At 62.3% G+C, this 12,393-nt stretch carries 11 protein-coding genes, 1 tRNA gene and 3 pseudogenes; 4 read left to right on the top strand and 11 right to left on the bottom strand.

Going from position 1 to position 12,393, the window contains the following annotated elements:
* The first annotated feature begins 44 nt into the window (after positions 1-44).
* Entirely contained in the window at positions 45-977 is a 933-nt protein-coding gene (locus tag EV686_RS08610) for a LysR family transcriptional regulator (RefSeq protein ID WP_132475656.1), read from the top strand.
* A gap of 54 nt (positions 978-1,031) precedes the next feature.
* On the opposite strand, the gene gorA is transcribed toward EV686_RS08610, so the two are convergent.
* From gorA to EV686_RS08555, 10 genes and pseudogenes are all read right to left on the bottom strand, one after another.
* Positions 1,032-2,381, bottom strand: a complete 1,350-nt coding sequence (gene gorA / locus EV686_RS08605; RefSeq protein WP_132475653.1) for a glutathione-disulfide reductase — start codon at positions 2,379-2,381, stop codon at positions 1,032-1,034.
* 84 nt (positions 2,382-2,465) lie between these two features.
* Positions 2,466-2,723 (bottom strand): annotated as a pseudogene (locus tag EV686_RS08600) (MFS transporter); the annotation flags it as partial.
* Between the two features lie 114 nt (positions 2,724-2,837).
* Positions 2,838-3,259, bottom strand: a pseudogene (arsC, locus tag EV686_RS08590) (arsenate reductase (glutaredoxin)).
* A gap of 15 nt (positions 3,260-3,274) precedes the next feature.
* A complete protein-coding gene (arsB, locus tag EV686_RS08585; protein ID WP_132475650.1) occupies positions 3,275-4,360 on the bottom strand; it encodes an ACR3 family arsenite efflux transporter in 1,086 nt (361 codons plus the stop codon).
* Positions 4,361-4,370: 10 nt separating this feature from the next.
* The gene (locus EV686_RS08580; protein WP_132475647.1) at positions 4,371-4,868 is read right to left on the bottom strand and encodes an arsenate reductase ArsC; all 498 of its coding nucleotides are present in this window, start codon (positions 4,866-4,868) and stop codon (positions 4,371-4,373) included.
* A gap of 12 nt (positions 4,869-4,880) precedes the next feature.
* Positions 4,881-5,345, bottom strand: coding sequence for an ArsI/CadI family heavy metal resistance metalloenzyme (locus EV686_RS08575; protein ID WP_132475644.1), 465 nt, complete (start codon positions 5,343-5,345; stop codon positions 4,881-4,883).
* Between the two features lie 12 nt (positions 5,346-5,357).
* Complete coding sequence (locus EV686_RS08570; RefSeq protein WP_132475641.1) at positions 5,358-5,687, bottom strand: ArsR/SmtB family transcription factor; 330 nt, start codon at positions 5,685-5,687, stop codon at positions 5,358-5,360.
* Between the two features lie 164 nt (positions 5,688-5,851).
* A pseudogene (locus EV686_RS19070) lies at positions 5,852-6,723 on the bottom strand (EamA family transporter).
* Positions 6,724-7,150: 427 nt separating this feature from the next.
* Positions 7,151-7,226: transfer RNA gene (locus EV686_RS08560), tRNA-Asn, on the bottom strand.
* Positions 7,227-7,307: 81 nt separating this feature from the next.
* Entirely contained in the window at positions 7,308-8,162 is an 855-nt protein-coding gene (locus EV686_RS08555) for a LysR family transcriptional regulator (protein ID WP_243650824.1), read from the bottom strand.
* A gap of 182 nt (positions 8,163-8,344) precedes the next feature.
* On the opposite strand from EV686_RS08555, the gene EV686_RS08550 reads away from it, so the two are divergent.
* From EV686_RS08550 to mntR, 3 genes are all read left to right on the top strand, one after another.
* A complete protein-coding gene (locus EV686_RS08550) occupies positions 8,345-9,346 on the top strand; it encodes a Bug family tripartite tricarboxylate transporter substrate binding protein (protein ID WP_132475635.1) in 1,002 nt (333 codons plus the stop codon).
* Positions 9,347-9,364: 18 nt separating this feature from the next.
* Positions 9,365-10,654, top strand: coding sequence for an amidase (locus tag EV686_RS08545; RefSeq protein WP_243650804.1), 1,290 nt, complete (start codon positions 9,365-9,367; stop codon positions 10,652-10,654).
* 224 nt (positions 10,655-10,878) lie between these two features.
* Entirely contained in the window at positions 10,879-11,355 is a 477-nt protein-coding gene (gene mntR / locus EV686_RS08535; RefSeq protein ID WP_132475631.1) for a manganese-binding transcriptional regulator MntR, read from the top strand.
* A gap of 46 nt (positions 11,356-11,401) precedes the next feature.
* Here the strand turns inward: mntR and EV686_RS08530 are convergent, their stop codons facing one another.
* The gene (locus tag EV686_RS08530) at positions 11,402-12,313 is read right to left on the bottom strand and encodes a LysR family transcriptional regulator (RefSeq protein WP_132475628.1); all 912 of its coding nucleotides are present in this window, start codon (positions 12,311-12,313) and stop codon (positions 11,402-11,404) included.
* Between the last annotated feature and the right edge of the window lie 80 nt (positions 12,314-12,393).

The raw sequence follows: 12,393 nt of genomic DNA, 5'->3' as shown, positions 1-12,393 counted from the left end.
CAACGAGCCGGAACCCGCTGTCACTAATCTCAAGGGTTTTCCCTATGCGATTGAAACGTCTACAAACCCTTCGGGCCGTTCTGGAAACCGGCAGCGTGACCGAAGCATCGCGGCGCATGCACCGCACCCAGCCGCAAATCAGCCGGCTCATCAGCGCGCTGGAAGACGAGGTGGGATTTCCATTGTTCATGCGCCAGGGCCGCGGCCTGGTGCCGACCCAGGAATGCCTGCATTTCTATGAAAGCACGCGCCATATACTGGAAGGCTTCGAGGAGGTATCCCGCATCGCCGAAGCCATACGATCGAATCACGAACAATGGCTGCACATCGTCGCCCAGCCCTACTTCGCATACAGCGTGATGCCCCTGGCGATCGCCCGCTTCGCGCAGGAGTTCCCCAATGCCAGGGTATCGCTGGAAGTGCGCTCCCGCGTCGACGTGGGGCTATGGATGTCGGGCAGAAAATTCGATCTCGGACTGGCCGCCCTGCCGCTAGAGTTTCCAGGCATACGCGCGCAATCCTTCGCCAAGGTGCGGCTGGTCATCGTGATGCCCGCCCGCCATCCCCTGGCGGAGAAGAAAGTACTGACTCCCGCCGATATCTCGGGCCAGCCGTTCATCGCACTGCGTCCGTCCACATTTTTGCGCCAGCACATGGACGAGCTGATCGAAAAGAAACGCTTGTCCTTGCGCATCGTCGCCGAAACCTCATCGGGTCAATCGGCTTGCCAACTGGCCGCGCTGGGCATGGGAATCGCCTTGTCCGATCCGGTATTGGCATCCAACGTCAACGGCATTGAACTGCGAGATCTCGAGCCCGCCCTGCACATGGACTATGGCTTCCTGCTTCCCAGCCATTACGCTCCTTCGGAACTGGCACAAGCCTTCGCCCGCATCGTCACGGAAGTCGTCAAGGACAGCGGCGCGGAGCGCGTGCTGCTTCGCGATAGGGCCTGGGTGATCAAGGCGCCCGCCTGAGCCCGACGGTCATCCCCGCGATTGCGACATGGCGCGGACTGGACGCCAAGGCGTCTAGCGCATGGTCACGAATTCCTCGGCAGCCGTCGGATGAATCGCCACCGTATTGTCGAAGTCCCGCTTGGTCGCGCCCATCTTCAGCGCCACGGCAAACCCTTGCAGCATCTCGTCCATGCCGTAGCCGATGCCGTGGATGCCGACAATTTTTTCTTCCGGCCCGGCACACACCAGTTTCATGCGCGCAGGCTGGCGATGCCGTGTCACCGCCGTGTACATCGCCGTGAAAGCCGACTGGTACACCTTGACGGCGGCGTCGCCGAACTTCTCCCTGGCCTCGGGCTCGGTCAGCCCCACGGTGCCGATGGGAGGATGACTGAACACCACGGTGGGGATATTCTCGTAATCGAGATGCTCCTCGGGCTTGCCATTGAACAGCCGCTCCGACAGGCGGCGGCCCGCGGCCACGGCCACCGGCGTCAGCTCGACACGCCCGGTAATGTCGCCCACGGCGTAGATGCCGGGCACATTGGTGTTCTGATATTTGTCCACGGTGATGTATCCGCCCTCGCCCACCGCGACTCCCGCCGCCTGCAGATGCAGACCCTCTGCAGCAGGCTCCCGACCGATCGCCCAGACAACGCAATCCACCGTGTGGCTCTCTCCGTTTTCAAGCTGGAGCGTCAGGCTGCCGTCTGGGTTCTTCAGTACCGCTTCCGGCGTCGCACCAGTATGCAGCGCCAGGCCTTCGGCCTTCATCACCTCCACCAGAGTCTCGCTCAGAATCGGATCGAAATGGCGCAGCGGCGCGTTCTTGCGGACGAACAGATGCGTGTCGGAACCCAGCGCATGGAGCACGCCCGCCAGTTCAACGGCGATATAGCCCGCTCCCACGACGGCCGTGCGCCGGGGCAAACCAGGCAAGGCGAAGAAGCCGTCCGAATCGATGCCGTATTCCGCGCCGGGAATATCGGGGCGCGACGGCCGGCAGCCAGTCGCGATGAGAATATGATCGGCCGTCATGCGTTCGCCGCCGACCTCGACGGTGCGCGCATCGACGAACTTCGCAAAGCCTGAAATCACATCCACCTTGTTTTTCGCCAGCCCCGTTTCATACGAGGCATGGATGCGCTGGATATAGGCGCTGCGGTTCTTCACCAGGGTATCCCAGTCAAAGCGGTTCACCGTGGCATCGAACCCATAGTCCGGGCCATAGCGATGGATGGATTCCGCGATCTGTGCGGCATGCCACATGACTTTCTTGGGAACGCACCCCACGTTGACGCAGGTGCCGCCGATTTCGCGGGCTTCGATCAGGGCGCATTTTTTCCCATGCATCGCAGCACGGTTCGCCGAAGCGATGCCGCCGCTGCCGCCGCCAATGACGATGTAGTCGTAATGTTTCATTTCAAGCCTGACTCCTTTGCATCAACACCGATCGGTGATTCACAGACCAGAGGCTCCAACGGGGAATAGTACCCCGGCATGCGGTCATGCGGCATCCTCTTGCGACATACTGGCCGCTGCCGTCCTGCGCATGGCCACCGCAAGGGCCGCAACCGCCAGCAAGAGCGGAGCAAAAGATACCCAGAGCACCGTATTCCATCCATAAGCAGACAGCAGGCCGCCCGATGCAAACGACCCTATCGCCATCAATCCGAAAACGATGAAATCGTTGAACGACTGCACGCGCGTTTTTTCCTCGGGCCTATGGCATTCCAGGACCAGGGCGGACGCCCCCAGAAATCCGATCTGGCCGCATTGCTCAAGAGAGTCAAGGGAATTAGTTCGACGACGGCTGCGACGCTGATTTCTGAGTTGCCGGAGCTTGGTCATCTCAAGGAACGGTTTGCATTGAAGGCATCAGGCCTTGCGGCCCTTAGCATCCACGATCGCCTCGCCGTCCTCCTTGGTGAAAGCACCGCGTTGTGGCTGCGGCAGGATGTCCAGAACGGCCTCCGAAGGCCGGCACAGGCGCGTACCCAGCGGCGTGGCCACGATGGGCCGGTTGATGAGAATCGGATACCGGAGCATGAAACCGATCAGTTCGCCATCGCTCCACTTCGAGTTCCCCTGGTCGAGTTCCTCATAGAGCGTGCCTTTGATACGCAGCACCTCGCACACCGGCACGCCCATCGCGGCAATCAACGCCTTCAGCGTCGCGCGGTTGGGCGGCGTTTTCAGGTACTCAATGAGGGTCGGTTCCTCGCCCCTGTTGCGGATCAGGCCCAGCACGTTGCGCGAGGTGCCGCGGCCGGGTTGTGGTAAATGGCGATGGTGCTCATGGCGGGATGCCTGGGCTATCTGTGAGCGGGGTTCGCGCCGCGCTCGTACCAGCTGTGCGAGCGGTTGACCAGGCGCACGACCAGCAGCATCACCGGCACCTCGATCAGCACGCCCACCACGGTGGCCAGCGCAGCGCCGGACTGAAAGCCGAACAGGCTGATGGCGGCGGCCACGGCCAGCTCGAAGAAATTGCTCGCGCCGATCAGCGCCGAGGGGCAGGCGATGCTGTGTTTCTCCCCGACCTTGCGGTTGAGCCAGTAGGCCAGGCCGGAGTTGAAGAACACCTGAATCAGGATCGGCACTGCCAGCATAGCGATCACTAGCGGCTGCTGCAGGATGGCCTGGCCCTGGAAGGCGAACAGCAGCACCAGCGTCAGCAGCAGCGCCGCGATGGATAGCGGGCCGATGCGCTCCAGCGCGGCGTCGAACGCGGCCTGGCCACGCCGCAGCAAGGCACGGCGCCACACCTGCGCGAGGACGACCGGGATGACGATGTAGAGCACGACCGAGGTCAGCAGTGTGTCCCATGGCACAGTGATGGCCGACAGACCCAGCAGCAGCCCGACGATGGGCGCGAAAGCGAACACCATGATGGTGTCGTTCAGCGCCACCTGCGACAATGTGAACACCGGATCGCCGCCGGTCAGCCGACTCCAAACGAACACCATTGCCGTACAGGGCGCTGCCGCCAGCAGGATCAGGCCAGCCACGTAGCTGTCGAGTTGGTCGGCCGGCAGCCAGTCGGCGAAGACCTGGCGGATGAATAGCCAGGCCAGCAGCGCCATCGAGAACGGCTTGACCGCCCAGTTGATGAACAATGTCACGCCAATGCCGCGCCAGTGCTGGCGCACCTGGCCGAGCGCGCCGAAGTCCACCTTGAGCAGCATCGGAATCACCATGATCCAAATCAACAAGCCCACCGGCAGGTTAACCTGGGCCACCTCCATGCGGCCGATGGCCTGGAACACGCCGGGCGCGAACTGGCCCAGGACGATGCCGGCGACGATGCACAGCAGCACCCATACTGTCAGATAGCGCTCGAAGACACTCATTGACTCGAGCGCCTGCTCCGATCGCAGGGCTTGGCTGGTCGCGCTCATCGTGTCTGCCTCACTTCGTGCCGATGCTGCGCAGTTCATGCTGCAGCGACAGGGCATCGAGACGTTGCAATGGCAGGGACAGGAACAGCTCGATGCGGCGCTTGAGCGTCAGCGCGGTCTCCATGAACGCCTTGCGCTGCTGGTCCTCGGCGCCTTTGACGGCGACCGGGTCGGGTACGCCCCAGTGTGCCGATATCGGGCGCCCCGGCCACACCGGGCAGACCTCGCCGGCTGCGTTGTCGCAGACAGTGAAGATGAAGTCGAACACCGGCGCACCGGGGGCCACGAACTCGTCCCAACTCTTGCTGCGGTAGCCCGTCGCCGGGATGTGCAGCCGCTCCAGCGTGGCAAGGGCCTGCGGATGCACTCCACTCTTGGGATGGCTGCCCGCCGAGTAGGCACGGAAGAGGCCTGCGCCCAGTTCGTTCAGGATGCCTTCCGCAAGGATCGACCGGGCCGAATTGCCCGTGCAGATGAACAGCGCGTTGTAGGTAGTCTCTGTCGTCATGTGCGCCTCGAGTCAGCAGCAAGAAATGGTGCGTTTGAGCGTGGCGGGACGACCGCTGGGCGTACAGCACGCCGCGGCCTCTCCAGTCGCGGACGGCTGTGCTTCGTTGAACACAGGGATGTTGCCAAGCGTGTGAAAGTGCTCCCAAGCCACGCCCTGCGGGTCGGTGATCCAGTGCTTCTCGCTGCGGGCGTAGCAGCAGGTCGTGGCGCCTTCATCGAGCAGTACCATGTCCGCTGCCTGCGCGCGCCCCTTCAGCGCGGCAAGTTCCTCGGCGTCGTCGGTCTGGATGCCCAGATGGTCAATGCCCGGCTTGCCGCCGCGCGTGGAAATGGCGAAGTTCACCGGCGGGTCTTCGAGCATCCACTTGGCATAGTCGCTCTCGATGCGCGCAGGCTGCGCGGCGAACAGTTGGGAATAGAAGCCGATGCTGCGGTTCAGGTCATCGACGTGCAGGTGGACGTGGAAGCGCTTCATGGAGAGGTCCTTTCAGCAGGAGGTATAGGTGCGGGAAGTAGCGTTGGCCTCGCACACACCGCCTTGGCAGCAGTGCTCGGTCAGGTAGCCGAGCAGCCCGTTCATATGGGCGAATTCGGCGCGGTAGATCAGGTTGCGCCCCTGCTGCTCGATCGAGACCAGGCCGGCATGGGACAGCTCCTTCAGGTGAAAGGACAGGGTATTGCGGGCCACGTCGAGTTGGTCGGCCAGGACACTGGGAGTGAGCCCTTCCGGGCCGGCGACGACCAGCGCGCGGAACACGCGCAGCCGCTGAGTATGGGCCAGCGCACTGAGTGCGCAAATAGCTTGGGCTTCATTCATTATTCCATAATACAACAATTATTGAATTAATAGCAAGCTGATCTTTGTTAGATCAAAGCTTGACTTGCAAGACGGTTGCTCACGCCTGCGGTGCTGCGCGCTTCGCTTGCCTCCAGGGAAAAGCCTTGCCAGCTATCCCCGCCGCAATGGACGGGACGCTTGGTTCATGATCTGGCAAGCATCGCCACGCCAATGATCGTCACAAGACATCCCAATAGCCGCCAGCGTCCGACGGACTCTTTCAAAATCCACGCGCCAAGCAAGGCGCCCACCATCATCGACATTTCTCGCGCCGGTGCCGTGACGCTTAGCGGAGCGCCCAGCCGTAGGGCCAACAGCACCAGGATGTATGACAGCGGTGAAAGCATGCCCACGGCGATGGCCAGCCCCCAATGGCCTTGCATGCACGTCATGGCATCACGCCGGTTCGCCAGGAACCATGGCAGCAGCATGGCCAGACGCACGGCATTGGCACACCAGTCCAGCACCACCGGCTGGATACCCAGCATCTTGACCCCATATGCATCGACCACGGTGTAGCCGGCAATCGCCGCCCCCGTAGTCGTTCCCCAGTGAACGCCCTTACGACCGTCGGCATCGGCGAATCTTGACAGTCGCCCTTTGGTGGAGATCAGCACGATCCCGGCGACTATGGCCAGCAGGCCGGCGATGCTCGCAGCCCCAGGCCGTTCTCCCAGCAACACGATGGCCCCACCGTAGACAGAAGAGGCGCACTGCCGCGTGCCACCGGATAAACCACCGACAGGTCGGCCGCTTGATAGCCGCGCTGAAGGAACAGGCTGTAAGCCAAGTGCAGCGCGCCGCTGACCGCGACACAGGCGATACCGGCGCCGCTCCAGGAGACGGAACCCGAGCCGATCAGCCAGATCACCCAAGGCAAGTAGACGACGCAAGCGACCGCTGTGTAGGCAAAGACGAAAGCGGGACCAGCGTGAGCCGCTCGTTTGGCGAGCAGGTTCCAGGCGGCATGAATGAACGCGGCCAAGATGACCAGCGCGAAGGCGAATAATGACATGAGCACTCCAAGGTGAAAGCCATAGGGAAGACTCGACGTCTCCGCCTCTGGGCTTTTCTCCCTCGGGTGCAGCTGCGGCCCCGCCACAGTCTCTACAACGCTCGGTCCGGACGGCGGCCGAAGAACTGGCCACCCGGAACCCTAGTTGTCACTCAGTCGAGCGATCATTATAGTTTGTAGCGATAGAGGGCAAAGCAATGATTGCTGTACGTTGGAAGGACTGGGAAGGCCATAGGATCGGCGCGCCGCTACTCGAGCAGATCAATCGCAGCGTATTGCTCACGCTGGCTGGTGCGGTCTTTTGGGAGTCGGAAGTCTTGGGCCAAGGCCGCGCCCACCTTGGCTTGATGAGGCCGCCGACGAGCCGCACGATAAGAAAAAGCCCTTGACGATGACTCACCAAGGGCTTGATTTCTTTCGGAATTTTTGGCTCCCCGAACTGGGTTCGAACCAGTGACCTGCGGATTAACAGTCCGTCGCTCTACCGACTGAGCTATCGGGGACCAGCAAAGAAAGAAATTATATCCTACGTTTTTTGGTTATGCAACATTCCAGCAAAAAATTTGCGCGGGCCGACCACCCCATCAGGTCTCCCGCATCAGCTGCAGCAGGTTCGCGATGGCCGGGTTTTCATTGTCGGGCAGCCTCGCCAGCAACAGTTCGGCCTTCAGATCCCCCAACCCGCTTACAGGCAGATAAGCCAGCGTATCCCTGCGCATGCGCCCAAGCGATGCGGGCACCAGGGCCGCGCCGATGCCTGCCTCCACCAGTGTCATGATGCTGGGGATCATGCTCTCCTGCACGATACGCGCGGGACGTCCCGCGCGGGCGGACACCAATTGCATGATCTGGCTGAAATAGCGCGAGTGCTGCCGGTCGTAGCCGATCAGGTCCAGTTGCATGACCTGCGGCAGCGACAGGGACTCTCGCTGCGCCAGGGGATGGTCCTGCCGTATCGCCAGGACCAATGGCTCCTCGTAGGCCGTCACGGGCGACAGGTCGGGATCGGCGAACGGCGGCCTCAGGAACGCGACGTCCAGCCGCTGCCTGTGCAGGGCCGTCGGCATCTCGCTCGAATTCATTTCGCGCAGGTCCAGCATCACTCCTGGATACCGCTGCCGGAACGCATGCAGCAATGCCGACAGGTCGGAATACGCCGCACTGGGAGTCAAGCCGATGATCAGCCTTCCCGTCAGGCCGCGATGCACAGCCTGCACGGCATGCACCATGGCGCGAGCTTCCGACTGCAATTGCTGCACGCGCCGGTGCAGCTCCCGCCCCGCGGGCGTCAAGCTCACGCTGCGCGTTGAGCGTTCCAGCAGAAGTACATCCAGCTGTTCCTCCAGCCGCCGAATGCTCTGGCTGAGCGGCGGCTGCGTCATGAACAATCGCCTGGCAGCGCGTCCGAAATGAAGCTCTTCGGCAACGACGGAAAACATATCGAGCAAACGGCTGTCTATCATTGCCTGATTAAGTCGAAAAATGAATTAATAACCAAGGAAAACAATATTAGACAACATAGTAAGCCATTCGTACCATTTGACGCTGACCCACCATTAACAGAAACAAGACATGGCCGGTGCGGACGTGCGGCGGCCATGCCCATCGGAGGATGCAGATCATGTCTCTTTTCCCCTTGAAAAAACTGGCGCAGGTCGCGCTGTTCGCCGGCTCGGCCCTGGCTTTCGCCACGGGCAGCCACGCCCAGACCGCTTCCTACCCTTCCCAGCCCATTACTTTCATCGTGCCTTACGCCGCCGGCGGCAGTTCCGACACGCGATCCCGCCAACTGGCCCAGAAAATCGGCGAATACCTGAAGACGACCGTCGTCGTCGAGAACAAGCCCGGCGCCAGCGGCAATATCGGCACCAGCCTGATCACGCGAGCCAAGCCGGACGGCTACACCATCGGCCTGGGCAACTTCGCGCCCCTGTCGGTCAACCGTTCCCTATACGGCGACAACCTGCCTTTCAATCCTGACACCGACCTGCAGCCCATCGCCCTGATCGAGCGTGGCGCCATGGTGCTGGGGGTCAACAGCAACTCGCCCTACGCTTCGGCGCAAGCGCTGATCGACGATGCGAAACAGCATCCCGACAAACTGAACTATGCCTCCACCGGCGCGGGCGGCGCATCGCACCTGGTCAGCGAGCTGTTCAAGGACACCCAGTCCTTCAACGCCACCCACGTTCCCTACAAGGGCGGCGCGCCGGCGGTCAATGACCTGATGGCGGGCAATGTAGACTTCTATCTCGAACTGGCCAGCCTGTTCATTCCACAGATGGCCGGGGACCAACCGCGCATCCGCGCCCTGGCCGTCGCTTCCGAATCGCGCCTGAAGGCTCTGCCGGATACTCCGACTTTCAAGGAACTCGGTATCGACGGCATGGTCGCACCCAACTGGTTCGGCGTTATTGCACCCGCAGGCACGCCCGCGGAAATCATCGGGCAGCTCAATACCGCCATCAACAAGGCGCTGCAGGATCCCGAATACAAGGCAATAGTCGAATCCCAGGGCGCAGAGGTTGCTGGAGGCTCGCCCGAGGATTTCCGCGCCTTCATCGCATCGGAATCGGATCGCTGGGCCCGCCTGATAAAGGAAAAGAACATCAGCGTCAATTGACTGACTACCACGGATACGATGCAGCATATGGTCAAGACAGGATTTTCCGACAAGCCCACTTCAAGCACGCCGGCGGATGCCATGCCCCTGGACATCGCATCCTTGCCGGATGAGCTCCGCAAACGCGACCGGAACCTGCGGGCCTGGGCCTGGCTGCCGGACTCCGTGGAGTCCTCCGAGACGGTCGGCGGCGCATTGTCGGGCATGCCATTCGGCGTCAAGGATGTGATCGACGTCCGGAACATGCCGACGCGCTGCGGAGCTTCCCTGCCGGAAAACGAGCAGCCGCGTCCCTTCGACGCCGTGGCCGTCGCCCAGCTCCGACGGGCCGGCGCCATTCCCGTCGGCAAGACCGTCACGGCCGAATACGCCTATGTCGGACCCGGTCCGACCCGCAACCCATGGAACACAGCCCATACGCCGGGCGGCTCGTCCAGCGGCTCCGCCGCAGCCGTCGCGGCCGGCATGGTGCCCATGGCGCTGGGCACGCAGACCGGCGGCTCCATGATCCGGCCTGCGGCATTCAACGGCATCGTGGGGTTCAAGCCCAGCTTCGGCAGCATCCATCGGGGCGGCATGACGGTGCTGTGCGAAACGCTCGACACCATCGGCTGGTTCACGCGCGATGTCGCGCTGGCCCGCAGGATCCTGGGTGTGCTGCTGCCGGGCCACGAAGCATCACAGTGGCCGGCGGACAGGCTTCCGCGCATCGCTCTGCTGCCCAGCCGCAGTCTCGGCACGCTTTCCGCCGGAGCAGAGGCAACGCTGATGCAGGCCGCCGACCAGATACGACGACTGGGCGGCTCCGTCGAAATGCACGAGCCCGATGCAGGGCTGACCCGTCTGACCGGGCTGCATGCAGACATCATGGCCTATGAGCTGGCGCGCGGCATGCTGCCCTTCATCCAGCGGGGGGAGAAGCGGCTCAGCCAGGGAATGCGCGCAACGATCGAGCGGGGCCTGGCCATTCCGGCCAGGCACTATCTGGACTGCATGCGGGAGCGCGCATCGCTGCAAGCTCGCTGGCAGGAGCGCTTTGCCGACTACGATGCGATACTCACGCCCAGTGCACCAGGCGAGGCGCCGGAAGGCCTGGGCTCGACCGGATCGTCCGTCTTCAATCGGGTGTGGTCCCTGCTGGGCTGGCCGTGCCTGCATCTGCCGATCGCCATGTCCGCCACGGGCCTGCCGCTGGGCGTGCAGCTCGTCGGCAAGCCGAACCAGGATGATGCGCTGCTGTCGTTCGCCCACATCTGGCACGCCAGGCTGGACCGGCGTCCCGCCGGGATTTCGGCAATGATTGCATGACCGGGACGCAGCGTATCAGCCCCCCCCTCGCGTTCCGCAGGATCGCACTGGCGCTGCTGACCCTGTCCGGCCTCGCCCTGCTGGCATCCTCCCTTCCGTATTTCCTGGACTAAGGCCTGTTAACAGGCTCTAGGGATAATCCCCATACGTTAAGGGAGATCAAATGGATGCCGGACCAAATTGGCTAGAATGTCCGGGACTTCCATCCTCTCCGTATGCCATCCATGACAGACGACAAGCAACCCTCCGCCAGCGCCACAGGCCATGACCATGGTCAGGAACTGCTGGACGCCAGGGTTCAGGTGGAAAGCTTTCGCCAGGTGCGGGAAGCCCGCAAGCAGGAACTGCTGGAAGACTACACCGAACTCATCTCCGACCTGATCGCAGACACAGGCAAGGCCAGGCAGATGGATATCGCCCAGAGACTGGGCGTCGCCCAGCCCACCGTCGCAAAAATGATCAAGCGCCTGATCTCCGTCGGGCTGGTCGAGGCACGCCCCTACGGCAGCATCACGCTGACCGAGGCGGGCAATGCGCTGGCCAATGCCAGCCGGGACCGCCACCGCATCGTCGAGGACTTCCTGCGCGCGCTGGGCATACCCGAGGACGTCGCGCGGCGCGACGCCGAGGGCATTGAGCACCACGTCAGCAAGGAAACCCTGGCGGCCTTTGCGCAATTCCTGAAGCGGACCGAAGCCTGATGCGGCCGCCGCCCCCTGGGTCCCGCAGGGGAAGCGGCAAACGCCTTCACTCGTGCGCCAGGGCCTTGATCGACGCATGCAGGAAATCAAGCAAGGCCTCCCTGCTCTTGGTCCGGCGGTCGTTTTTCCGCCATACCCCTCCGATATCCATCGTGGGGACGATCTCGCTGACGTCACTGCGCAGAATACGCCTGCCCTCCAGCGACCATGGCCGGTAGACCAGGTCTGAAAGAATGGTGACGCCCTTCTGGAAAGCAACAAGGCTGCGGACGGCTTCCAGCGACTTGCTCTGGAAGCTGATGTTCGGCCAGAGCCGGTAATCGCGCCAGTACTTTTCCATCGTGTGGACGTGCTCGTCCATGTCCAGCAATACGTAGTCGAATTGTGCAATGTCCCGCAAGCTGACCTTGGACTTCTGCTGGAGCGGATGATCGGGGGGAGTCCAGAGCCGGCGCGGCGACTGCAGCATGATGCGGTACTCCAGCGCATCGACTCGCGCCAGATTGGAGACGATCAGCAAGGCAAAGTCGATGCTTCCATCCATGAGGGCTTGCTCGATGCTTGGCCGATCGCTTTCCACCACCTGGATCCGGAGGTTCGGAAAGCGCTGTTCCGCCATGGAAAGTACGCTGGGGATCAGGTAAGCGGAGATCGTTTCCGTCACGCCCACACGCAACCGGCCGTGCATATCGCTGGGAGCGGCCCGTACATCCTCTATGGCCCGCGCGGCGGCATTGGTGACGTTACGGGCATGGCTGACGAAACGCTCTCCCGCCTCGGTCAGCCGCAACCCCTTGGAATGCCGGATGAACAGGGAGACGCCCAGCGCCTGCTCCATGCTGCGCAGCGCCACCGTCACGGAAGACTGGGACACGTTGCACCGCAAGGCGGCTTTCGACACCTGTCCTGTTTCGGCAAGCGCAAGAAAGTATTCGAACTGCCGCAGAGTCAATTGCATTGCATGGCCTCTTCCAGATAGTGATATGCATAATATCCATATTGCAATTTACGGAATATATATTAGCAATATCATGGAAA

The sequence above is a fragment of the Paracandidimonas soli genome (assembly GCF_004342005.1).
GTDB classification, from domain to species: Bacteria; Pseudomonadota; Gammaproteobacteria; order Burkholderiales; family Burkholderiaceae_B; genus Paracandidimonas; species Paracandidimonas soli.
The sequence above is the reverse complement of the archived record's forward strand: the minus strand, read 5'-3'. Positions and strand labels throughout refer to the sequence as shown.